This window comes from Streptomyces sp. CNP082, from assembly GCF_059570535.1.
The window spans coordinates 199,008-221,721 of the sequence record NZ_JCANSZ010000007.1 but is presented as its reverse complement, the minus strand read 5'-3'; the positions used below and the strand labels follow the sequence as shown (position 1 = coordinate 221,721).

The 22,714-nt window shown below is 74.2% G+C and carries 18 protein-coding genes; 13 read left to right on the top strand and 5 right to left on the bottom strand.

The genetic code is table 11. The annotated features are described in order from the left end of the window. Positions 1–129 precede the first annotated feature (129 nt). The 3 genes from fdhD to B124_RS09295 all read left to right on the top strand — a co-directional run bounded on the left by fdhD (position 130) and on the right by B124_RS09295 (position 2,518). Positions 130–960, top strand: a complete 831-nt coding sequence (fdhD, locus tag B124_RS09305) for a formate dehydrogenase accessory sulfurtransferase FdhD (protein ID WP_496502227.1) — start codon at positions 130–132, stop codon at positions 958–960. Between the two features lie 80 nt (positions 961–1,040). Beyond that, positions 1,041–1,655, top strand: coding sequence for a TetR/AcrR family transcriptional regulator (locus tag B124_RS09300; RefSeq protein ID WP_496502226.1), 615 nt, complete (start codon positions 1,041–1,043; stop codon positions 1,653–1,655). Beyond that, positions 1,652–2,518 (top strand): thioesterase family protein, encoded by an 867-nt coding sequence (locus B124_RS09295; protein ID WP_496502225.1) that lies wholly within the window; start codon positions 1,652–1,654, stop codon positions 2,516–2,518. The genes B124_RS09300 and B124_RS09295 overlap by 4 nt, the downstream gene beginning before the upstream one ends. Positions 2,519–2,667: 149 nt before the next feature. Here the strand turns inward: B124_RS09295 and B124_RS09290 are convergent, their stop codons facing one another. Continuing rightward, positions 2,668–2,997, bottom strand: coding sequence for a hypothetical protein (locus tag B124_RS09290; RefSeq protein WP_496502224.1), 330 nt, complete (start codon positions 2,995–2,997; stop codon positions 2,668–2,670). A 263-nt stretch (positions 2,998–3,260) separates the two neighbouring features. Between B124_RS09290 and B124_RS09285 the strand changes: the two genes are divergently transcribed. After that, a complete protein-coding gene (locus B124_RS09285; protein WP_496502223.1) occupies positions 3,261–4,208 on the top strand; it encodes a sigma-70 family RNA polymerase sigma factor in 948 nt (315 codons plus the stop codon). Positions 4,209–4,276: 68 nt separating this feature from the next. Here B124_RS09285 and B124_RS09280 read toward each other — a convergent pair whose 3' ends face one another. Next, positions 4,277–5,656, bottom strand: coding sequence for an SMI1/KNR4 family protein (locus B124_RS09280; RefSeq protein WP_496502222.1), 1,380 nt, complete (start codon positions 5,654–5,656; stop codon positions 4,277–4,279). A gap of 232 nt (positions 5,657–5,888) precedes the next feature. Between B124_RS09280 and B124_RS09275 the strand changes: the two genes are divergently transcribed. Then, positions 5,889–8,858 carry an AfsR/SARP family transcriptional regulator gene (locus tag B124_RS09275; RefSeq protein WP_496502221.1) on the top strand — a complete coding sequence of 990 codons (2,970 nt, stop codon included), beginning with the start codon at positions 5,889–5,891 and terminating at the stop codon, positions 8,856–8,858. 54 nt (positions 8,859–8,912) lie between these two features. Here B124_RS09275 and B124_RS09270 read toward each other — a convergent pair whose 3' ends face one another. Beyond that, on the bottom strand, positions 8,913–9,494 hold the full coding sequence (locus tag B124_RS09270) for a M23 family metallopeptidase (protein WP_496502220.1): 582 nt from the start codon (positions 9,492–9,494) through the stop codon (positions 8,913–8,915). A 202-nt stretch (positions 9,495–9,696) separates the two neighbouring features. On the opposite strand from B124_RS09270, the gene B124_RS09265 reads away from it, so the two are divergent. Then, positions 9,697–11,142: a lipase maturation factor family protein gene (locus B124_RS09265; RefSeq protein WP_496502219.1), complete on the top strand. Its 1,446-nt coding sequence runs from the start codon at positions 9,697–9,699 to the stop codon at positions 11,140–11,142. On the opposite strand, the gene B124_RS09260 is transcribed toward B124_RS09265, so the two are convergent. After that, on the bottom strand, positions 11,132–11,971 hold the full coding sequence (locus tag B124_RS09260; RefSeq protein ID WP_496502218.1) for a helix-turn-helix transcriptional regulator: 840 nt from the start codon (positions 11,969–11,971) through the stop codon (positions 11,132–11,134). The two genes, B124_RS09265 and B124_RS09260, sit on opposite strands and share 11 nt — an antisense overlap. A 170-nt stretch (positions 11,972–12,141) precedes the next feature. Here B124_RS09260 and B124_RS09255 point away from each other — a divergent pair, with 170 nt between their 5' ends. The 4 genes from B124_RS09255 (at position 12,142) to B124_RS09240 (ending at position 16,918) form a co-directional block, all read left to right on the top strand. Next, complete coding sequence (locus tag B124_RS09255) at positions 12,142–13,002, top strand: NAD-dependent epimerase/dehydratase family protein (RefSeq protein ID WP_496502217.1); 861 nt, start codon at positions 12,142–12,144, stop codon at positions 13,000–13,002. 328 nt (positions 13,003–13,330) lie between these two features. After that, entirely contained in the window at positions 13,331–15,154 is a 1,824-nt protein-coding gene (locus B124_RS09250; protein ID WP_496502216.1) for an AMP-dependent synthetase/ligase, read from the top strand. A 119-nt stretch (positions 15,155–15,273) separates the two neighbouring features. Then, positions 15,274–16,101, top strand: coding sequence for an aldo/keto reductase (locus B124_RS09245; RefSeq protein WP_496502215.1), 828 nt, complete (start codon positions 15,274–15,276; stop codon positions 16,099–16,101). A 91-nt stretch (positions 16,102–16,192) separates the two neighbouring features. Further along, positions 16,193–16,918: a tyrosine-protein phosphatase gene (locus B124_RS09240; protein ID WP_496502214.1), complete on the top strand. Its 726-nt coding sequence runs from the start codon at positions 16,193–16,195 to the stop codon at positions 16,916–16,918. A gap of 15 nt (positions 16,919–16,933) precedes the next feature. Here B124_RS09240 and B124_RS09235 read toward each other — a convergent pair whose 3' ends face one another. Continuing rightward, positions 16,934–17,242, bottom strand: a complete 309-nt coding sequence (locus B124_RS09235) for a 4a-hydroxytetrahydrobiopterin dehydratase (protein WP_496502213.1) — start codon at positions 17,240–17,242, stop codon at positions 16,934–16,936. A gap of 66 nt (positions 17,243–17,308) precedes the next feature. Here B124_RS09235 and B124_RS09230 point away from each other — a divergent pair, with 66 nt between their 5' ends. From B124_RS09230 to B124_RS09220, 3 genes are all read left to right on the top strand, one after another. Next, positions 17,309–18,154: a helix-turn-helix domain-containing protein gene (locus tag B124_RS09230; RefSeq protein ID WP_496502212.1), complete on the top strand. Its 846-nt coding sequence runs from the start codon at positions 17,309–17,311 to the stop codon at positions 18,152–18,154. 148 nt (positions 18,155–18,302) lie between these two features. Beyond that, positions 18,303–20,414, top strand: coding sequence for a sulfatase family protein (locus tag B124_RS09225; RefSeq protein ID WP_496502211.1), 2,112 nt, complete (start codon positions 18,303–18,305; stop codon positions 20,412–20,414). Positions 20,415–20,740: 326 nt separating this feature from the next. Then, complete coding sequence (locus B124_RS09220; RefSeq protein WP_496502210.1) at positions 20,741–22,711, top strand: sulfatase family protein; 1,971 nt, start codon at positions 20,741–20,743, stop codon at positions 22,709–22,711. Positions 22,712–22,714 lie beyond the last annotated feature (3 nt).

Below are 22,714 nucleotides of genomic sequence, written 5' to 3'. Positions count from 1 at the left end.
CCACGGGGAACCTAGCAGTGCTCGGCCACCGAGGGAAGAAGTTCTGCAGGAATCGGTATCTACTTTCTCCACCTCCAGGACAAAGATGCCTCACAGTCGGCGGCACAGTCGGCGGCGTACGCTGACCGGATGGGTCGGGTGACGGTGCGGCGTCCGGTGGTGCGGGTGCGCGGAGGCCGGGTGGACCGGCGGGCGGACACGCTGGCGGCGGAGGAGCCGCTGGAGATCCGGCTGGGCGGCCGGGCGCTGGCGGTCACGATGCGCACGCCGGGGGACGACTTCGCGCTGGCGGCGGGGTTCCTGGTCAGCGAGGGCGTGCTGGCGCAGGGCGGGGAGCTGGCCGGGATCACGTACTGCGCGGGAGCGGTCGACGGCGAGGGCGGGAACTCGTACAACGTCGTCGACGTGCGGCCGGCCGCGGGAGTGGCGGTGCCGGAGGTCACGCTGGAGCGGCACGTCTACACGACGTCGTCGTGCGGGCTGTGCGGGAAGGCGAGCCTGGACGCGGTCCGCACGACGACCCGCTGGCCGATCGCCGACGGCGACTTCCAGCTCACCCCCGATGTACTGGCTGCGCTGCCTGAGCGGCTACGGGCCGGGCAGCGGGTCTTCGACCGCACCGGCGGCCTGCACGCCGCCGCCCTGTTCACGCCCGCCGGGGATTTGATCGACCTGCGCGAGGACGTGGGCCGCCACAACGCCGTCGACAAGCTCGTCGGCCGCGCCCTGCAACAAGACCGGCTGCCGCTGTCCGACACCGTGCTGATGGTCTCCGGCCGCGCCTCCTTCGAACTGGCACAGAAGGCGGCGATGGCCGGCATCCCGGTCCTGGCCGCGGTCTCCGCGCCCTCTTCCCTGGCCGTCGACCTCGCCGCCGAGACGGGGATGACGCTGGTCGGGTTCCTGCGGGGCGACACCATGAACGTGTACGCGGGCGAACACCGGATCGCGCTCGGCTGACGCCCGGCCGCTCGGCTGACGCCCGGCGGCTGCCCGGACGGAGGTGGACAGTGTCCACCTCGTGGTAGACACTGTCCACCATGCCCGCGGACACCCGCGCCCGCCTGCTCCAGGCCGCGCTCGAACTGCTCGACGAGCGAGGCGTCGACGCCCTGACCCTGCGCGCCATCGCCCGGCGCTGCGGCGTCTCGCACGGCGCCCCGCTCAAGCACTTCCCGCACCGCGCGGCGCTGCTGTCGGCCGTGGCCACCCAGGGATTCCACGAGCTGCGGGACTGGGCCGGCGAGGCGCTGGCGAAGCTGCCGCCGGACGCGAGCCCGGCGCTGCGGCTGCGCACGGGCGCGGGCGCGTACGTGGAGTACGCCGTGGCCCGGCCCGAGATGTTCGCGCTGATGTTCCGCCGCGACCTGCTCGACCAGCACGACCGCGAGCTGGGCCGCGCCTCGCTCGGCGGCTTCGAGAACCTCGTCCGCCTCGTCGAGGCGCGGCAGGCCGAGGGCTGGCGGGCCGACGCCGACCCGCGGCTGCTCACCGGCGCCCTGTGGTCGGCTCTGCACGGCACCGCCGAGCTGTGGTCCTGGGGCTCCCTGCCGCTGGCCACCGGCGCGGCGACCATCGACGACGTTCTCGACAGCCTCTGCGAGGCGTTCGAGATCGGCCCACCCACCGCACGACGAAAGCGAACCACGCCATGACCACCACCCCTCCCCCGGACTTCGACCAGGAGACCGCCGTCCACGCGCGCATTGGCGAGCCCGGTGCGTACGACACGGACCTGCCCGGCGCGTGGAAGATCGGCCAGGGCATCAACGGCGGCGTGCTGCTGACGGTGGCCGCCCGCGCGCTGTCCGCCGCACTCGGCGCCCCCCGCGACGGCCACGCCGGCCACCCGGACCCGCTGTCCGTCTCCGCGTACTACCTCTCCACCGCCACCGCGGGCCCTGCGGTGGTCCGCACCGAGACCATCCGCCGGGGCAACTCCGTCTCCCACGGCGGCGCGGAGCTGCTCCAGCAGGAGGATCCGGCCGCCGCCCCGGTGCCCCGGCTGCGCGTCCTGGCGGCGTACGGCGCCCTCGCCGGCCAGCCCGACGACGTCAGGACCTCCGCGAAGCCGCCCGCGCTCGCGCCGGTGGAGCAGTGCATAGGCAGCGAAGCGGCGCCGCCGGAGTTCCGCGCGGAGTCCCCGATGCTCAGCCGCGCCGACGTCCGGCTGGACCCGTCATGCGTGGGCTGGGCGGTCGGCGCCCCGTCCGGGAAGGGCGAGATGAAGGGCTGGTTCCGGCTCCCCGAGGTCCGCGACCCGGACCCCCTGCTGCTCCTGACGGCGGTCGACCTCCTCCCCCCGGTGACCTTCGACCTGGGCCTGCCCGGCTGGGCCCCGACGCTGGAACTCACCGCCCACGTCCGCGCCACCCCGGCGCCGGGGTGGCTGCGGTTGATCCACACGACGCGCAACGTCGCGGGCGGCTTGATGGAGGAGGACGCGGAGATCTGGGACTCGGAGGACCGCCTGGTGGCCCAGTCCCGCCAACTGGCCCGCATGCCGCGGCAGTCCTGACCCGGCCGCCCGCGGGGCCGGGATGGCTGTCCGGCCCGGCGGGCGGCGCCTGCCGGGCCGGCTCCGGTACGGCCTCGCCAAGACCGGCGGCTACGGGCGCCGGCCCCCCACCCCCGCCGCCGGCCCCACCCCCCGCCGCGGGCCCGCCGTCAGCCGGCGTCCACCGCCAGCCCGGCGTCCACCGCCCCCGCGCCCACCGCCCCGGCGTACGAGCCGAGCAACGCGGCGTCCTCGCGGGTGACGCCGCCGGCCAGCCGGTCACCCAGCTCGCGCTGGAACTCCTGGAAGGAGGCCAGTCCGGGCAGCCCTTCGCCGGCCACGACGTGGACGAAGGTGACCCCGTCCGCGAGCCGGAAGCTGCTGTACCGCAACCCGGCCGGCGCCGCACCCGCCAGCTCGGCGAAGACGCCCTCGATCAGGCGCTGGTTCTCCTCAGCGCACTCCGGCTTGGTCTGGTAGCGGATCACTGCTGTGCTCATCGGGCTCTCCTCGATCGGTTCGCCGCCCACGGCCCTCGGCCGGCCGGCTGTCACTGATACAGACAACGCGGACGCCCGCGGCTCATCGCCGCGATGACATGAAGCCCTCGCCGCTGTCAGTACCAGTGACGGCGACTTTCTGGAGGATCTCTCGTGAGCAGCAAGGAGCGGACGACCGCCGCGCAGCGCTGGATGCCGCGCCCGGCCTCGATCACCGGTGCCGCGCGTGCGGGCGCCCGGCCGGTGGTGGCGGAGGAGCTGCGATGAACCTGGAGAGCGAGTTCGCCCGGTACCGGGGCGAGTTGGTCGCGCACTGCTACCGCATGCTCGGGTCGCTGCACGACGCGGAGGACGTGGTGCAGGAGACGTACCTGCGCGCCTGGAAGGGCTTCGCGGACTTCGAGCGGCGCTCCTCGGTCAGGACGTGGCTCTACCGGATCGCCACCCGGCTCAGCCTGAACGCCCTGCGGCACAGCAGCCGCCGCCTGGTGCCCTCGGCGCTGGGCGCCCCCGGCACCGACCCGGACGCCCTCGCCCCGCCGGAGCTGGCGACGGCCTGGCTCGAACCCTTCCCCGACCACCTGCTGAGCTCCGACCCGGCGCAGGTGGTGGGGACCCGGCAGAGTCTGCGGCTGGCGCTGGTCGCCGCGCTGCAGCACCTGCCTCCGCGCCAGCGCGCGGTACTGATCCTCCGGGACGTGCTCGCCTGGCCGGCGGCGGAGGTGGCCGAGCTGTTCGAGACGACGACCGCGGCCGTCAACAGCTCGCTCCAGCGGGCACGCGCCGAGCTGGCCAAGGTGGCACCCGCGGAAGACCAGTTGAGCGAACCGGCCGCGCCCGCGCGGCGGGCGCTGCTCGACCAGTACGCCAAGGCGTTCGAGCAGGCGGACCTGACCGCGCTGGAGGGCCTGCTGACCCGGGACGTCCGGTGGGAGATGCCGCCGCGGCCGACGTGGTTCCTGGGCCGCGAGGACGTACTGCGGCTGCTGGCGGCGAAGCTGCTGCCCGGCGCGGAGATGCGGACGATGGTGGAGACGTCGGCGAACGGCCAGCCCGCGTTCGCGATGTACACCCGGGGAGAAGACGGGGTGTTCCACGCGCGGTACGTACAGGTGCTGACGCTGACGGCAGGGGGCATCGCGGCGATCCTGGCGTTCCACCGCCCGGACCTGTTCCCGTCGTTCGGGCTGCCGGTCGACCGGGGGGCGTAGCCGGTCCGGCCGGGCCGTCCGCCCGGCCGTCCCGCCGGCTGAAGCACTCAGCACTTCGGTGACGATCGCTACGGCAGGGGGCCGAGGTCGCCGTGGACCATGGTCCCGGGGATCGGGGGGCGGTCCCAGAGGGCGAGGATCTCGTTCGCCAGGGCGACGATCGCCCGCGGATCCCGGTCGCCGTACGCCTTGACTGCGGCGGCCGACAGGCTGCGCGGGACGGCATCGGCGTCGAGCAGGACGCGCCAGTCCTCCGGCGCAAGTTCCAGGAACTCCAGCCCCGTCAGCCCGACGATCTCCAGGGGGTCGGCGAGCGTCCCGGGGTAGCAGGAGAGGGTACGCAGGCGGGGCAGCCCGGCAACGGGCGCAAGGCTGAGCGGCTCGCCGTTCCAGACGCCGAGGCTCAGCACTTCCAGTTCGGGGTGGGCCGCGGCCGCCACGCTCCTGACGCTCACGTGGTTGACCATCGCCACCTGGGGAAGGCCGCGTTGATGCCCGGCGTACCAGTCCCGTTCCGGATCCTGGACCAGGTCGGTGAGGGACTCGGCGAACAACCCGGCGCCGACGCTCTGTTCATGGTCGAGCACGATGATCTGCCCGGTGTGGCCGCGCGGACCCGGCGTCAGGTCGACGGCGACCTGATCCCCGCCGCCGGTGTCGCCGATGACGATCCATCCGGGCGAGCCGACCAGGTCCTGCACGGCGGCGTCCGGCCCGGTGACAGCCGCCTCCAGCGCCGCATGCTCCCAGCGGAACGAACGGCACGTTCTGCCGGCGATGGACACCTTGTCCAGGGAGTCCAGCTCGAAGCCGACCGCGTCGAAGACACGCTGCGCCGCCTCGTAGCCCTCACCCCAGTCCGTCCACCGTGCCCGAGTCACTCCGTAGAGCACCTTGACCTCCTCGGGCAGAGCCACTCCCAGCCGGGCCTCCGTCGCGGCGATCTCCGCCTCGGTGGCGCCGATCGCCCCGGGTATCCGCTCGCGCAACGTCCGTTCCAGCAGCGCCAGATCCACAGACGGAGCCCGCCGCGCCCCGGGCACGGCCTCGGGCAGGCGGCGCCACGGCTCGGGCAGCGCCCCCTCGACCAGGAGCAGCGCCCCCGGGTGAGCGTTCCCGAGGCCGGGATCCGCGGCGGGGCTGGGGTCGAACAGATGCAGCACAGCCTTCCCGCTCGGCGGGATCTCCGCGGTGAACGCGACGTGGGACACCCCCGCCGCTGTCAGCGCACTCTGTACCCGGCCGACCGCGTCGAACTCCTCCTGCATGTCCGACACCAGCAGCGCGCGTCCCAGCTGCGGGACCCGCTGTGGCACAGGCACGCTCCACGAGCCCTGCCCGATACTCCCCGCCACGTAGCCGCCCGGCACCGCGAGGGTCTCCGCATGGGCGGTCCGCAGGAGCCGCAACAGGGGCTCCCAGGTGGCGAAGTCATGCAGCGAGGACAACAGAACCCTCCGGCAGGTCGGTGATCAGGGCGGTGGGGATTATGCCGTCCGCCACCGACAGTCCCGTCCCCGCTGCCCCGGCCGCCCGCGGCGACCGGCGCTCCTGCCGGTGAGCTGGGGCGGGGTTGACACGCTGGGTCATGTCCATGACTGTCGAGGCCGTCGGCTACGCACCTTCCGGTTCCGGGGAAGCGCGGCGCCGAGGACAGGCCGCCGACACGGAGGTACGTGGATGAGGGAGCCGACGTTCGGACTCCTGGGGCCGCTGCGTGTGTGGGCGGGAGGTGTCCCGGTCCGGATCGGGGGGCCGAAGCCGCGGGCGGCGCTCGCCACGCTGCTGCTGCAGCCCGGCCGCTTCGTCTCCGTGGACGTGCTCACGGAGGTGCTGTGGCCGGGCGGGGCGCCCCCGTCGGCCGTGGCCAACGTGCGTACGTACGTGCGCAATCTGCGCCGGGCGCTGTCCGCCGCGGGGATCTCCGCCGCGGGGCTGCGGACGGAGCCGTCCGGCTACGCCTTCGACGTCGCGCCCGACGACGTCGACATGCTGCTCTTCGAGCGGCGCCTGGACCGGGCCCGCGCGGCCCGCGACCGGGGTGACGACGTCGCAGCGCTGCACGAGTACGAGACGGCGCTCGGCCTCTGGCGCGGCGGCGTGCTGCAGGACGTACCGGCCAGCGTGGTCTGGGATCCCGGCGTCACCAGGCTGGAGGAGCTGCGGGCGACCGCGGTCGACGAGTGCCTCGGGGTCCGGCTGCGGCTGCGGGACTACGCGCTGCTCCTCGCTGAGCTGCGCGCCCGGCTCACCGAGGATCCGCTGCGGGAGGACCTGTGGCGGATGCTCGTACGCGCGCTGCACGACTCGGGCCGTACGAGCGAGGCGCGCTCCGCCTACGCCGACGCCGAGCACATCCTCGCCGCCGAACTCGGCACCGAGCCGAGCCGGCCGCTGCGGGCCGTCGGCGAGGAGGTCAACGGGTACGCCGGGCGGAGCCGCGCGGTGGCGGCCTCCCCCACCGGCTACGCCCTCACTGGCGGGGGGACCCCGATTGCCGTGTGCCAGTTACCCATGGACGTACCGGACTTCACCGGCCGGACGGCGGAGATCGCCGCGCTGGAGAAGCTGCTGTCGGCGGCCGACCGGCGGCCGGTCGTCGTGGCGATGTCGGGGCCGCCGGGGTCGGGAAAGTCCGCGCTGACCGTGCATGTGGCGCACCGGGCCCGGGCGGCGTTCCCCGACGGCCAGCTCTTCGTCGACCTCGGCGGGCTGAGCGACCGGCCGCGCGACCCCACCGACGTGCTGGCCGAGATGCTGCGCGGCCTCGGTGTCGTCGACAGCACCATCCCCGCCGAGCAGAGCGAACGGGCCGCGCTGCTCCGCTCGCGCCTGGCGCAGCGGCGCTTCCTCGTCGTGCTTGACGACGCGGCCGACGGCGCCCAGGTACGCCCCCTGCTGCCCGGCACCGGAGGCTCGGCGGTGCTCGTCAGCTCCCGCCGGCGGATGCCCGACCTGCCGGCGCACCACTTCTCGCTCGGCGGGCTGAAGCAGGACGAGGCCCGCGCCCTGCTCGGCACGGTCGCCGGACCGGACCGGCTGGTCACCGACGCGGCCGGCGCGGACCGGGTGCTCGCCGGGTGCGGCTCGCTGCCGCTGGCCGTACGGATCGCCGGGTCGCGGCTGGCGAGCCGGCAGTCCTGGACCGCGGCGACACTGGCCGACCTGCTGCAGGACGAGCGCGGGCGGCTCGACCAGTTGCAGGCGGGCGAGCTGGAGGTGCGGGCGAGCGCGGAGCTGAGCTACCGGCACCTGCCGGAGGCCGCGGCCACGGCCTTCCGGGCCTTCGGCCGGCTGCCGGCCGGGCCGGTGGGCGGCTGGCTCGTCGCCGTCGCCATGGGCGGCGGCGCCGCTGCCCACGGCGACGGCGCCGCCGCCGAAGCGCTGGCCACCCTGGCCGACCGGCACCTGATCGAGGCCGTGGGGACCGACGGGCTCGGGCTGCCGCGCTACCGCATGCACGACCTGCTGCGCTGCTACGCGCGCGAGCTGGCCGACGCCGACACGTTCACGGTGCGCCGGCGGCAGCAGCTCCGTATCGTCGACGCCCTGACCGCACTCGCGCGCGCCGCGAACGCGGCGATGCCCACGCGGTTCCTCGGCGTGTTCGGGGCGGCGGCAGCGCATACGGGCGGGGCGGAAGGGCCGGACGCCGAGATCACCCGGGCCGTGCGGGCCAGGCCCGTCGAGTGGTTCGAGACCGAGCGCCGGGTCCTCGTCGCCACGGTGGAGTCCGCGCTGCGGCTCGGCCGCGTCACGCAGGCCGCCGACCTCGCGCTGGAGCTGGCGAGCTTCTTCGACCTGCGCGGCTACTACGGCGACTGGCTGCGCACGCACCAACTGGTGCTCGACGCGATCCCGGCCCCGTCGGACGCGCGGGCCGCGGCGCTGCTCCGCAACATCGGCCAACTGCACCTCTACCGCGACCGCTACGCCGACGCACGCGACTCCTTCGTCTGGGCCCGCGCGGTCTTCCGGGCGGTCGGCCACCGGGCCGGCGAGGCGGTCGCGGCGGCCGGGGAGGGATCCGTACACCGGACCCTGGGCGACCTCGACGCCGCGCTGGCGACGTTCACCGACGCGCTGGGCGGGTTCCGGGAGACCGGCGACCGGCACGGCGAGGCGGTCGCGCGCAACGCGATCGCCTCCGTATGGCTGGAGCGCGGGAATCCGCGGGCCGCGGCGTCGTGGCTGGACGGGGCGCTGGAGCTGGCCCGGGACCTCGGCGACCGCCACCGCGAGGCGCAGGTACGCCGCCGCATCGCCGTGCTGCACGACCTGCGCGGCGACGCGGACCTGGCGCAGGCGGAGCTGGAGCGGGCCCTGGACATCTTCGGCGACCTCGCCGACACGCACTGCGCCGCCTACGTGCAGGAGAGCATCGGCGAACTGTGCCTGCGCCGCGGCAACGCGGGCGAGGCGTCGGCACTGCTGGCCGACGCGCTCGCCGTACAGCGGCAGTTGGGCGACCGGCGCGCGGAGGCGAGTCTCGCCTGCCTGCTCGGTGAGCTGCACCACGCGACGGGCCGGGTGCAGACCGCCCGGCACTACTTCCACCACTCCCTGTCCACCTGGCGGCGGCTGGAGGCGCACGACCGGGCCGAGGTGGTGCACGCGAAGCTGCGGTCGCTGCACGCCGGCCAGGGATGACGCGCGTAGAGCGAATGCGGCGGTAACCGGCCGCATTCGCTCCAGGTGGGCGCGTCAGCAGCCGTTCGTGCTCTTCAGCCGCCGGTCGAGGTAGTCGTACCAGGTGATGCCCTGGACGACCGAGACGACGACGGAGCCGTTGTGGATCTGCTCGTAGTGCAGGTGGGGGGAGATGGTGGAGGTCGCGGACGAGGCACCGACCTTGCCGATCACCTGACCGCGGTTCACGTGCGCGCCGACCCCGACGCTGCGCTCCTTCAGGTGCGCGTACCGGGTCCGCCAGCCGTCGCCGTGGGCGATGACGATGGTGTTGCCGTAGCCGGTGCCGGTGGAGTAGTACGAGTCGACGACCGTGCCGCCCGCGCTGGCGAGCACGCGGCGGCCGAAGTCGTCGGGGTTGCCGTTGGCGTCGTAGTGGTTCCAGTCGATGGAGTGCGCCGGGTTGTGCCCGTTCCAGTTGTTGCCGCGCCAGGTCTGGCCGCAGATGAACGGCATCCTGAAGCCGGGCCGGGCCAGGGGCGTCGCCGTCTCTGACGACGTGCCGGCCTGGGGCGCCGCGACGGCGGCCGGCATCGCGACAGCCACGGCGGCGGCCACGCTCACCGCGGCGAACAGTCGGTGCAAACGTCTGCGCATGGTTATCCCCTTCGTCGCTGACCCGGTGATTGAAGGGGGCGCCGATACAAAGCGGATACACAGGGGGCGGGCGGTGCGCGTACGGTCGCCGGCAGGGCCGCGGCGGCGGAGCGGACGCGAACGCCGAACGCGTCGGCCGTGACCGCGGCGCGGCGGCGCGGCGGGGTGTGACCGCGGCGGAGTCGGTGGTACGCATGGCGTCGTGGACTGGTTTTCCGCGGACGGGTACTGGCTGAGCCGGCTGGTGTTCCAGCGTGGCCTCGCCCTGCTGTACGTCGTCGCCTTCGTCGCCGCGGCGCGGCAGTTCCGGCCGCTCATCGGCGCGCACGGCATGCTTCCCGTGCCGCGGTTCACCGACCGGGTGCCGTTCTGGCAGGCGCCGAGCCTGTTCCAGTGGCGCTACTCCGACCGGCTCTTCGCCGCCGTCGCCTGGGGCGGTGCCGTGCTCGCCGCCGCGGTGGCCGCCGGGGCGGCGGATGCGGTGCCGCTGTGGGGGGCGATGCTGCTGTGGGCGGTGTTGTGGGCGCTGTATCTGTCGATCGTCAACGTGGGTCAGGCGTGGTACTCGTTCGGGTGGGAGTCGCTGCTGCTGGAGGCCGGCTTCCTCGCGGTCTTCCTCGGCAACGACACCGTAGGGCCGCCGGTGCTCGTGCTCTTCCTGCTGCGCTGGCTGCTGTTCCGGGTCGAGTTCGGGGCCGGGCTGATCAAGATGCGCGGCGACCGGTGCTGGCGGAATCTGACCTGCCTCTACTACCACCACGAGACACAGCCGATGCCCGGGCCGCTGAGCTGGTTCTTCCACCACCTGCCCCGGCCCCTCCACCGCGTCGAGACCGCCGCCAACCACGTCGCCCAGCTCGTCCTGCCCGTCCTGCTGTTCACCCCCCAGCCCGTCGCCACCTGGGCCGCCGTCCCCATCGTCGTCACCCAGCTCTGGCTGGTGCTCTCCGGCAACTTCGCCTGGCTCAACTGGATCACCATCGTCATCGCCGTCACCGCGATCGACGGGCGGCTCGTCGCCGATCACACCCCGCTGCCCGGGCCGCCCGAGTCCGGCGGCACGCCGGTCTGGTTCACCGTCGTCGTCTTCGCCGCGACCGCCCTCGTGCTCGTGCTGAGCTGGTGGCCCGCCCGCAACCTCCTCTCCCGGCGGCAGCGCATGAACGCCTCGTTCAACTCCCTCCACCTCGTCAACACCTACGGCGCCTTCGGCAGCATCACCCGCGTACGGCACGAGATCGTCGTCGAGGGCACGGCGGACACGCGGCCGACCGCGGCGAGCGAGTGGCGGGAGTACGGGTTCAAGGGCAAGCCCGGTGATCTGCGGCGGCTGCCGCGGCAGTTCGCGCCGTACCATCTGCGGCTCGACTGGCTGATGTGGTTCGCCGCGCTCTCCCCCGCGTACGCGGAGCGGTGGTTCGGCACCTTCCTGCACCGGCTGCTCGACGGCGACCGCGACACGCTCCGGCTGCTGAGCCGCAACCCCTTCCCGGCGGACCCGCCCGGCAGCGTACGCGCCCGGCTGTTCCGGTACGAGTACACCGACTGGGCCGAGCTGCGCCGCACCGGCGCCTGGTGGCGGCGGGAGTTCGTACGCGAGTACGCCCCGCCCGTGTCCGCCCGGAAGCGGGGCGTACTCAGCCCGTGAGCTGCTGCAGCCCCACCACCCGCAGCAGCTCCAGCCGTTCGTACGACTCGCTGCCCGGCCGCGCCGTGTAGACCACGAGACGCTGGTCGTGCTCCGGGCTCAGCAGCACCTCGCAGTCCAGCTCCAGCAGCCCGACCACCGGGTGGACGAACCGCTTGGTGTCCCGGCGCCGCACCCCCACGTCGTGCGCCTCCCACAGCGCCGCGAACTCCGCGCTGCGCGCCCGCAGCCGCCGGACCAGACCGGCCACCCGGGCGTCGTCCGGCCGCCGGGCGAGGGTGGCGCGCAGGTCGGCGACCGTGGCGCGGGCGGCGTGGTCGCGGTCCTCGGGCGGCAGGAACTCGCGGGCGTCCGGCTCGGTGAAGTAGCGCCAGACGAGGTTGCGCCCGTCCCCGGGGCGGGCGGCGGCGTCCCCGCTCAGCGCCCGCGACATGGCGTTCTGCGCCAGCACGTCGCCGCGGTCGCTGACGACCTGGGCGGGGGTGTCGGTGAGCCGGTCCAGGACCAGCAGCAGGCCGGGGCGCACGTGCTCGGTGGCGTCCCGGGCGCGGGGCGGCTCCTTGCCCGCGAGGTGGAAGAGGTGGTCGCGCTCGTCGTCGCTCAGCCGGAGGCCGCGGGCGACGGCCGCGAGCATCTGCCGCGACGGGCGGGAGCCGCGCGCCTGCTCAAGGCGGGTGTAGTGGTCGGTGGACATGCCGGCGAGCTGCGCCACCTCCTCGCGCCGCAGCCCCGGTGTGCGGCGCCGGGGGCCTTGCGGCAGGCCCACGTCCGCGGGGGTGAGGCGCGCGCGGCACCGCCGCAGGAAGTCGGCCAGCTCGGTTCTGTCCACGCCCCCAGCGTGCCTCGCCCGCCGGCGCGCAGCCAGGGACGGCCGGTCCCCGGATACATCCGTCTCTCCCGCCCGGCGCGGCCCGGCCGCAGGCTGGCGGCGACGAGGGGCCGCACCCGCGGGACCCCGGCGACGAGGGGCCGCGTCCGCGGCCCGGGACCGGAGAGATCATGAGCGTGCTGGTGACGGGAGCGACGGGCAAGGTCGGGCAGCGGTTCGTGCCGCGGCTGCTGCAGTGGACGGGCGGCGGCGGGGTGCGGCTGCTGGTGCGCGACGCCGAGCGGGCCGCGCCCTTCGCCCGGCTCGGCGCGGACGTCGTCGTCGGCGACCTGCGCGAACCGGCCGACCGGCGCAAGGCGCTGGCCGGGGCACGGACGGTGGTGCATGTCGCGGCGGCGTTCCGCGACGTGCCGGACGAGGAGGCGTACGCGGTCAACCGGGACGCGACGCTGGCGCTGGGCGAGCAGGCCGCGGCGGAGGGCGTGGAGCGCTTCGTCTTCACCAGCACCAACCTCGTCTACGGGGCCGGGCGCGGCCGGCCCGCGGTGGAGACCGACGAGCCGCGGGCGGACGGCCTGCTGCAGGGCGCGTACCCGCGGGCGAAGACCGAGGCGGAGCGGGGTCTGCTGGCGCTGCACCGCGAGCGCGGCATGGACGTGCGCGTCGCGCGGCTGGCGTTCGTCTACGGCGAGGGGGACCCGCACATCGAGGAGGCGCTGCGCTGGACGCTGAGCTTCGCGGCACACCAGCGGCTGCAGATGGTGCACCACGCGGACGTGGCCCAGGCGTTGTGGCGGGTGCTGTGCGCCCCGGGCGCCGGCGGGCGGATCTACAACGTCGCCGACGACGCGCCGGTCAGCGCGGTGGAGGTGCTGCAGCTCGTCGGCGCGGAGGTCCCGGAGGGCATGGCGGACCGCCCGGTGGCCGATCCGTGGCACGGCGTGGTCTCCACCCGCCGCATCCGCGACGAGCTGGGCTTCCGGCCGCTGTATCCGTCGCTGTGGACCGCCCGGGACGCGGGTGTGCTGTAGGGGACGCCGCCGCGCAGCGCCCGGTTCGTACCAGACCGCCGCCCGCGGTGTACGGACCGGGCCCCGCTTCCTCCCGTGCCACTCCTCCCGCGCCACTCCTCCCGCGCCACTCCTCCCGCGCCACTCCTCCCGCGCGTGCACTTTCTCCGTCCCCGCCCCGGACCACGGCGCGCCGCGCCATGCTGGAGCGACCACTCGTCCCCCGACGAGCCGGGACGTGCGCCCCTCGCAGAGGTTCCGTGCAGAGGTGATGAAGAGCCGCAGACCAGCGGGCTTCTCCGGTACCGTCACCGCGCCGGGCGCCCCACCGTCTGAGGAGAGAAAAGCGTTGCGCGAGTTCACCGTGCCTCCCCTGGCAGACGCGCCGAAGTCGGGGGGGCTGGCGGACGCGGTCTTCCAGCGGGCCGCGCAGGACCCCGGGCAGATCGCCTTCGCCCGCAAGGTCGACGGCCACTGGCGGGACGTGACGATCGGGGAGTTCCGCGACGAGGTGCGCGCCCTCGCCAAGGGGCTGCTGGCCGCGGGGCTGCGCTTCGGCGACCGGGTGGGGATCATGTGCAGGACCCGCTACGAGTGGACCCAGTTCGACTTCGCGCTCTGGTCGATCGGCGCCCAGGCCGTGCCGGTCTACCCGACCTCCGCCCCCGACCAGGCGTACTGGATGCTCCACGACGCCGGCGCCGTGGCCTGCGTCGTCGAGCACGCGGACCACGCGATGACCGTCGGCTCGGTGATCGACAAGCTGCCCCGGCTCACGATGCTCTGGCAGATCGACGAGGGCGCCGTCGAGGAGCTGACCGCCGCCGGCGCGCACCTCGACGACGACGTGGTCGAGCGGCACCGCCTCGCCGTCACCCCGGACTCCCCCGCCACCGTGATCTACACCTCCGGCACCACAGGTCTGCCCCGCGGCTGCGAGCTGACCCACGCCAACTTCATGGCCGAGGCCGACAACATCCTGCTGCGCTACGAGGCCCTCTTCCGCCCGCACCAGGGCGAGCCCGCCGCCACGCTGCTCTTCCTCCCCCTCGCCCATGTCTTCGGCCGGATGATCCAGGTCACCGCCGTCCGCGGCGGGGTCAAGCTCGGCCACCAGCCGGACCCCTCGGCGCCGGTGCTGCTCGCGGACCTCAAGGCGTTCCGGCCCAGCCTCATCCTGGCCGTACCGCACATCTTCGAGAAGATCTACGCCGCCGCCCGCCGCAAGGCCGAGGCCGAGGGCCGGCTCGCGGTCTTCGACAAGGCCGCCGACGTCGCCGTCCGGCACGCCCAGGCACGTGAGGAGTGGTCCTTCGACACCGGCCGCGGGCCGAGTCCGGCGCTGCGTCTTGAGCACCAGGTGTTCGACAGGCTGGTCTACGCCAAGTTGCGCGCGGCGCTCGGCGGCCGGGCGCGCTACGTCTTCTCCGGCGGCTCGGCGATGCAGCGCCGGCTCGGGCTGTTCTTCGCCGGCGCGGGCATCACCGTCATCGAGGGCTACGGGCTGACGGAGACCACCGCCGCCGCGGTCGCCAACCCGCCCGAGCGCCCCCGCTACGGCACGGTCGGCATCCCCATCCCCGGCATCACCGTCTACCTCGCCCCCGACGGCGAGGTCTGGCTGCACGGCCCGCAGGTCTTCTCCGGCTACGTCGGCGACCGCCCCGGCGCCGCGCACGCGCTGCGCGACGGCTGGCTGGCCACCGGCGACCTGGGCAGCCTCGACGAGGACGGCTATCTGACGATCACCGGCCGGAAGAAGGAGCTGCTGGTCACGTCGAACGGCAAGAGCGTCTCGCCGGTGCCGCTGGAGGAGCGGGTGCGGGCGCATCCGCTGGTCTCGCAGTGCCTGGCGGTCGGCAACGACCGGCCGTACGTCGCCGCGCTGGTCACCCTGGACCCGGACGGGGTCTCGCACTGGCAGCTCATGCGCGGCCGGCCGTCGATGACGCCGTCCGAGCTGGTCCGGGACGGGGAGCTGGAGGCCGAGATCCGGCGGGCGGTGGTCGCGGCGAACACCCACGTGTCGCCGCCCGAGTCGATCCGTACCTTCCGGATCCTGGCCGTGCAGTTCACCGAGGAGCACGGGCTGCTGACGCCGTCGCTGAAGCTGAAGCGGAAGGCGATCGAGAAGGCGTACGCGAACGAGGTCGAGGCCCTCTACCAGACATAGGCCCGTCCCGGATGGAGTTCAAGGGAATGCCGCGGCGGGTGATCGAGGTTAGCGTCGGGAGGGCGAACAGCCTGTACGAGATTCTCGACAGACTACCGACAAAGAGAGACACATCCCACGTGAGCAACGTTCCGACCATCACCCTCAACAACGGCGTCGCGATGCCGCAGCTCGGCTTCGGTGTGTGGCAGGTGCCCGACGCGGAGGCGGAGACCGCCGTGCGCACCGCGCTCGACGCCGGTTACCGCAGCATCGACACCGCCGCCATATACGGGAACGAGGAGGGCACGGGCAAGGCCCTGGCCGCGTCCGGCATCCCGCGCGAGGAGCTGTTCGTCACCACCAAGCTGTGGAACGACGACCAGGGCTACGACGCCGCCCTGCGCGCGTTCGACGAGTCGCTGCGCCGGCTGGGCCTGGACCACGTCGACCTGTATCTGATCCACTGGCCGGCGCCGGCCAGGGACGCATACCCGGACACCTGGCGGGCCCTGGAGAAGATCTACGCGGACGGGCGCGCCCGCGCCGTCGGCGTCTCCAACTTCCAGCCCTCCCATCTCCAGCGCCTCCTGGACGAGGGCAACGTCACGCCCGCGCTGAACCAGATCGAGCTGCACCCGGACTTCGCCCAGGCCGACATGCGCGCCTTCCACGCCGCGCACGGCATCGCCACCGAGGCGTGGTCGCCGCTGGGCCAGGGCAAGGGGCTGCTGGACGACCCCGTGCTGCGGCAACTGGGCGACAAGCACGGCCGCAGCCCCGCGCAGATCGCGCTGCGCTGGCATCTGCAACTGGGCAATGTGGTCATCCCCAAGTCCGTCACCCCGTCGCGGATCCGGGAGAACATCGACGTCTTCGGCTTCGAGCTGGACGACGCCGACATGGCCGCGGTCGCGGGCCTGGACGCGGGCAACCGCATCGGCGACGACCCCGACGACGTGAACTGACTCCCGCGCGCCGGTCGTCCCGCTCGGAACCGTTGCACCCGCAACTGCGTCTGAGGGGGCGACCGGAAGTCGATCATCGAGGGGGAGTCAGATGGCTGCGCGGGCCGGACGTGAGCTCGACTGGGACGGCTGCTTCAACGTACGCGACCTCGGCGGCCTGCCCGCGGCCGGTGGCCGCCGCACCCGGCGCGGCGCGCTGGTGCGCGCCGACAACCTGGACGGGCTGACCGAGGCGGGCTGGGCCGCCGTCGCCGGCCACGGCATACGCACCGTGATCGACCTGCGCAACGACACCGACCACCGCCCGCGGCTGCCGCGCCCGGAGGAGATCGGTCTTGTGCGGGTGCCCGTGGACGAGCTGGCGGGCAATGTGCGCTGGTGGCGGGAGTGGGGCCACCTCGAAGGGACCCCGCTGACCTGGGCCCCGTATCTGGAGTACGTCCCGAAGGTGGCGGTGTCGGTCGTGCGCGAGGTCGCCGCGGCGCCGCCGGGCGGCGTCGTGGTGCACTGCACGGCCGGCCGGGACCGTACCGGCTTCGCCTCGTTCGTCCTGCTGGCGCTCGCCGGGGTGGCCGCGGCGGACATCGCCGCCGACTACCTGCTCAGCGGGCCCAACCACCGGCGGGCCGCAGCCGCCCTGGGATACCCGGACCAGACGCTGGAGATCGCCGGGATCCAGGCCCGCTCGGGGCGTACGGCCACGCAGGTCATCACCGACACGCACGCCGGCTTCGACGCGGCGGCGTACCTGGTCAAGGCCGGGCTGCCCGAGGCGGCGGTCGCGCTGGTGCGGGAGCGGCTGCTCACCGCGGCCTGAGAGAGGGCCGGGGAGTCAGATCGCGCCGTGCGCGGGGGCGACGGCCTCGATCCGGCGGGCGAGGTCGAAGTCGAGATCGGTGACCCGGCCGCCCACGCTGTGGGTGTTGACGGCGACGCCGAGGGTGTCGTAGCCGAGGGTGAGCGTCGCGTGATGGCCCAGCTCCTCCTGGATCCGGGAGACGTCCGCGACCATCGCCGCGGCGGCCGGATGGGAGCCGAAGCGGTACGTGCGCGACAGCAGCTCGCCCTCGGCCACCGACCAGTCCGGCAGCCTGGCCAGCCGGTTCTCGGTGTCCTGGGGGGAAAGGGGTTCGACGGCCATGCGAGGGCTCCCTTCGCGGCGGGGGTTCCCGGCCGACAGTACGCGCCGCTCGGTTACGTTCGTAGCATGACGACCTCCGGCCTGCCCGGCACCCCCCGCACGGACGACACGCCCCGCGCCGGCGACTCCGCCGGCGCCCTGCTGCGCGGCTGGCGGGAGCGCCGCGGGCTGAGCCAGTTGGAGCTGGCGCTGCGCGCGGACTCCTCGGCGCGCCACATCAGCTTCGTGGAGACCGGCCGGTCCCGGCCGAGCCGGGCGATGGTGCTCAAGCTCGCCGAGCACCTGGACCTGCCCGTACGTGAACGCAACACGCTGCTGCTCGCCGCCGGCTACGCGCCGCACTACCCCGAGACGCCGCTGGACGACCCGGCGATGGCCGAACTGCGCCAGGGCGTCGAACAGCTCGTCGCCGCGCACGAGCCGTTCCCGGCGCTGGTGGTGGACGGGGCGTACAACGTGGTGGCCGCCAACCGCGGCATCCTGCTGGTCCTCGACGAGGTGCCGGAGGAACTGCTGCGCCCGCCGCTGAACGCCATGCGGCTGACGCTGCACCCCGACGGGCTGGCGAAGAAGATCCGTAACCTGCCGCAGTGGCGCGCCCACCTGCTGCACCAGATGGACCGCCAGCTCTCGCTGGTGCGCTCGCCCGCGCTGAAGGAGCTGTACGACGAGGTGGCGGCCTATCCGCTCGCGCCGGAGGCGGGCACCGAGGAGGTCGAGGAGGTCGGCGGGCGGGCCCCGTTCGCGCTGCCGCTGCGGGTCGCGCACGACGGGCATCTGCTGTCGTTCGTCTCCACCATCTCCACCTTCAACACGCCCATGGACGTGACGGTTTCGGAGCTGGCGCTGGAGACGCTGCTGCCCGCGGATCCGGAGACGACGAAGTACCTGCGCCAGCAGCTCGGTTCCTGACCCGCCCGACGGCGCACGGCAGTTCCCACCCACGGGCTTTCATAAACCTTTAACGGGCCTTTATTTGACGGAAGGTCCGTCGTCACGCAAGATCGGCGGCAACGACTGCCGGTCCCTTCCAGCGCGCCGGCGCCCGAAGGGAGCCGTCATGGCCAGCCGTCGCGAAGTCCTCGCCACCTCCGCGGTCGCGGTCGGTGCGACCGCCTTACCGCTGTCCGCCGGCGCCCCCCACGCGCGGGCGGCGGTCGCCGACCCCGACCCGACCCGGCCGCCGGGCCGCGGCCCGAACGTCGTGCTGGTCGTCCTGGACGACCTGGGCTACGGCGATCTCGGCTGCTACGGCTCGTCGTTGATCGACACCCCGCACCTGGACCGGCTCGCCCGCCAGGGCACCCGCTTCACCCAGGGCTACAGCGGCGCCCCCACCTGCAGCCCGTCGCGCGCCGCGCTGCTCACCGGCCGCGTACCGCCGCGCACCGGCGTGCGCAACGTGCTCAGCCGGGACGACTCGAAGGGGCTGCGGGCCGTGGAGAAGACGCTCCCCGGCTATCTGCGCGAGGCGGGCTACCACACGGCCGCCATCGGCAAGTGGCACCTCGGCCGGCTCGACGAGAACCACCCGTCGCGGCACGGCTTCGACTCGTACTTCGGCGTGGACGCGATGTTCTCCGAGCACTCCTACCCCGCCGAGGTCTGGCGCAATGACGCCCCGGTGGGGGCGCTGCACAGCGACGCCGACCTGGCGACCATGACGCGCCGGTTCACCGACGAGGCGATCGGCGTCATGGACCGCGCCGGCGACCGGCCGTTCTTCATCTACCTCGCCGAGACCATGCCGCACCTGCCGCTCGCCGTGGAGCCGGAGTTCGAGGGCCGCTCCCGCGGCGGCCTCTACGGCGACGCCGTCGAGTCCGTCGACCACCACCTCGGCCGCCTCTTCCGCGCGCTGGCCGAGCGCGGTCTCGACCGGGACACCCTGGTCATCGTCGCCAGCGACAACGGCCCCTGGTTCGAGGGCTCCACGGGTGGGCTGCGCGGGCGCAAGTCCGGCTGCTACGAGGGCGGGGTGCGGGTGCCGTTCCTCATGCGCTGGACGGGCACCGTGCCGCGCGGCCGGGAGTCGCACCAGGTGGTGTCGTTCCTCGACGTGCTGCCGACGCTCTGCGGCCTCGCCGGCGTGGCACCCGACCCCGCCGTGCGGCTCGACGGCACCGACCTGCGCGCGGTGCTGCGCGGCGAGCGGCTGCGCGAACGCCCGCCGGTGCCGTTCTTCCTCGGCAAGCGCGCCGCGGCGGTACGCGACGGCCGCTGGAAGCTGCACGTGCGGCGGTACGGCCAAAACCAGCGCTACCTGCCCGAGCTGTTCGACCTGGAGGCCGACCCCCGCGAGGTGGCGAACCTGGCCGCGCGCCGTCCGGAGGTCACCGAGCGGCTGCAGAAGTACCTGGCCCGCCTGGAGGAGGACGTGGCCGCGGAGCGCCGCCCGCCGGTGGCGCTCACCGCGGGGCCCCTGCTGTTCGCGGGCCGCGCCAACACCCTGCGGGTACGGCTGTCGCGCGCGCTGCGGCCGGACGGCGGCAGCCGGGCCGAAGCCGCGGTGACGGTCGAGGTGCCGGACGGCTGGACGGCGACGACCGTGCGCAAGGCCGTCGACCTCTCCCACTCCCCCGTGGTGGAGATCGACGTCACCCCGCCGCCCTCGGCCGGCGCCCCCGCCGGGCGGCTGCGCGGCCACCGGCTGGCGCCCCGGGTGGTCCTCGACGGGCGGACCGTGACGGGCGCCGACGTGCAGGTGCACGCCGTACCGCACGGCCGCGACGCGGCCCTCGCGCTCGACGCAGGACCGGACGGCGACCCGGCGCTGCCCTCGTACCGCCACCTGACCCCGGCCACCGCCTGGGACCGGGCCGCCGGCTTCGGCTGGGTCTCCGCCCCGCCGCAGTCCCGCGCCCACAAAGGCCCCGATCCGCTGCGCCGCGGCATGGTCCGCGACCGCGCGCCGGCGGTCCTGCGGCTGCGGCTGGCCGCGGGCCGGCGCCGGATCTCGCTGCTGCGCGGCAACGACAAGCGGGCCACGCACGGCTTCGCGGTGGCGGCGGACGGCGAGACGGTGATCGAGCCGGGCCCGCGGCTGCCGGCGGGGGCGTACCGGTGGGAGGAGTTCATCCTCGACGGCGGGGAGGACGGCCGGACGATCGAGCTGGGGCTGAGCGGCACCGGGGGCAACAGGTGGACGCTCGTGGCGCTGGTGGTGCACTGACGCGGCTGCGTCGCCGGAGGGCGGCTGCGTCGCCGGGGGGCGGCCCCGTACGCCCGGGAGCCCTCTCCCACACCCCTTCATAAGCTTGTAATATTCCCTTATTTGACGCTGAACTGTCAAAGTTCGAGTATCAGCGGCAAGCGGCCGGGCTCCCCCAACGCACCGGCATCCGAAGGGAGTCCGTCTTGGTCAGCCGTCGTGACGTCCTCGCAGGATCCGCGGTGACGCTCGGTGCGAGCGCGTTATCGGCCCCGGTCGGCGGGCCCCGCCTGCAGACCGCGGCAGCCCGGCCCGCCCGGACACCGGGCCGTGGACCGAACGTCATCGTGGTCCTCCTGGACGACCTGGGCTACGGCGACCTCGGCTGCTACGGCCACCCGCTGATCCGCACCCCGCGGCTGGACGGGCTCGCCCGCCAGGGCACCCGCTTCACCCAGGGCTACTGCGGCGCCCCCACCTGCAGCCCGTCGCGCGCCGCCCTGCTCACCGGCCGCGTACCGCCGCGCACCGGCATCCCGGACGTGCTGAGCCGGGACGACCCGCACGGGCTGGGCACGACGGAGAGGACCCTCCCCGAATACCTGCGCACCGCGGGCTACGTCACCGCCGCGATCGGCAAGTGGCACCTCGGCCGGCTCGACGCCCACCACCCGGCGCGGCACGGCTTCGACTCCTTCTTCGGCGTGGACGCCATGTACACGGCGGACACGTACCCCACCGAGGTCTGGCGCGACGAGCAGATCGTGGAGACCCTGCACAACGACGCCGACCTGGCGACGCTGACGCGGCGGTTCACCGACGAGGCGATCGGCGTCATCGACCGCGCCGGCGACCGGCCCTTCTTCATCTACCTCGCCGAGACCATGCCCCACCTGCCGCTCGCCGTGGAGCCCGACTTCGACGGCCACTCCCGCGGCGGCCTCTACGGCGACGCCGTCGAATCCGCCGACCACCACCTCGGCCGCCTCTTCGACGCGCTGGCCGAGCGCGGTCTCGACCGGGAGACGCTGATCGTCGTCGCCGGCGACAACGGCCCCTGGTTCGAGGGCTCGTCGGGCGGGCTGCGGTCCCGGAAGTTCGAGGTCTTCGAGGGCGGGGTGCGGGTGCCGTTCATCGCCCGCTGGACGGGCACCGTGCCGCGCGGCCGGGAGTCGGACGACGTGGTCTCGTTCCTCGACCTGCTGCCGACGGTGTGCTCCCTCGCCGGTGTCGAACCGGAGCCGGACGTGGCGCTGGACGGCACCGACCTCACCACGATGCTGCGCGGCGCCAGCCTGCACGGGCGCCCGCCGGTGCCGTTCTTCCTCGGCGAGCGGGCCGCAGCCGTACGCGACGGCCGCTGGAAGCTGCACGTGCGGCGGCGCGGCTCGGACCAGCGCTACCTGCCGGAGCTGTACGACCTCGACGCGGACGTGCGCGAGTCGGTGAACCTGACGGCGCGGCAGCCGGAGGTGACCGCCCGGCTGACGGAGTTCCTGACGGCGCTGGAGGAGGACATCGCCAGGGAGCAGCGCCCGGCGGTGGAACTCACCGCCGACCTGCCGCTGTTCGCCCAGCGCCCGCAGGCCGTACGGGTGCGGCTGACCCGTGCGCTGAAGCCCGGCGGCGATCCCGTCGCGGAGGTCACGGTGTCGCTGGCGGCACCCGACGGCTGGGCCACGACGACCGTGCGGCAGGTCGTGGACCTCGACACCGACCCGGTGCTCGAGGTCGAGGTCACGCCGCCCGCCGCGGTCGCCGCCCCCGCGGGCCGGCTGGACACCTACGCACTGGCGCCGCGGGCCGAGGTGGACGGGCGGACGGTGCCGGGCGAGCCGGCGCTCGTGTACGCCGTGCCGCACGGCGACGACGTCGCCCTCGCCCTCGACGCCGGCCCGGCCGGCTCGCCGGTCACGCCCTCCTACCGCGCGCTGACCCCGGACTCCTCCTGGGCGGAGACCGCCGACTACGGCTGGGCGGGCGGGGCCGAGACCCCCATGTCCCGCGACCGCAGCGCCCCGGACGTGCTGCGCCGCGACATGGTCAACAACCAGCCCGCGGCGCTGCTGCGGCTCCGGCTGCCGGCGGGCCGGAGCACGGTGGCCGTGCTGCGCGGCGACGACGGGTACGCCACCACCGGGATCATCATCGAGGCGGACGGCACCGAGGTGCTCGCACCGGGCCCGCAGATCCCGGCCGGCGCGTACCAGTGGGAGGAGTTCGTCCTCGACGGCGGCGACTCCGGCCGCGTGACGGAACTGCGCATCAGCGGGCCGGAGTCGACGAACTGGCGGATCGTGGCGCTGCTGGTGCGCTGACGG

Coding starts and splice junctions, on each gene's coding strand:
- fdhD (WP_496502227.1), top strand. CDS start 130: ATGGGTCGGGTGACGGTGCGGCGTCCGGTGGTGCGGGTGCGCGGAGGC.
- B124_RS09300 (WP_496502226.1), top strand. CDS start 1,041: ATGCCCGCGGACACCCGCGCCCGCCTGCTCCAGGCCGCGCTCGAACTG.
- B124_RS09295 (WP_496502225.1), top strand. CDS start 1,652: ATGACCACCACCCCTCCCCCGGACTTCGACCAGGAGACCGCCGTCCAC.
- B124_RS09290 (WP_496502224.1), bottom strand. CDS start 2,997: ATGAGCACAGCAGTGATCCGCTACCAGACCAAGCCGGAGTGCGCTGAG.
- B124_RS09285 (WP_496502223.1), top strand. CDS start 3,261: ATGAACCTGGAGAGCGAGTTCGCCCGGTACCGGGGCGAGTTGGTCGCG.
- B124_RS09275 (WP_496502221.1), top strand. CDS start 5,889: ATGAGGGAGCCGACGTTCGGACTCCTGGGGCCGCTGCGTGTGTGGGCG.
- B124_RS09270 (WP_496502220.1), bottom strand. CDS start 9,494: ATGCGCAGACGTTTGCACCGACTGTTCGCCGCGGTGAGCGTGGCCGCC.
- B124_RS09255 (WP_496502217.1), top strand. CDS start 12,142: ATGAGCGTGCTGGTGACGGGAGCGACGGGCAAGGTCGGGCAGCGGTTC.
- B124_RS09240 (WP_496502214.1), top strand. CDS start 16,193: ATGGCTGCGCGGGCCGGACGTGAGCTCGACTGGGACGGCTGCTTCAAC.
- B124_RS09235 (WP_496502213.1), bottom strand. CDS start 17,242: ATGGCCGTCGAACCCCTTTCCCCCCAGGACACCGAGAACCGGCTGGCC.
- B124_RS09230 (WP_496502212.1), top strand. CDS start 17,309: ATGACGACCTCCGGCCTGCCCGGCACCCCCCGCACGGACGACACGCCC.
- B124_RS09225 (WP_496502211.1), top strand. CDS start 18,303: ATGGCCAGCCGTCGCGAAGTCCTCGCCACCTCCGCGGTCGCGGTCGGT.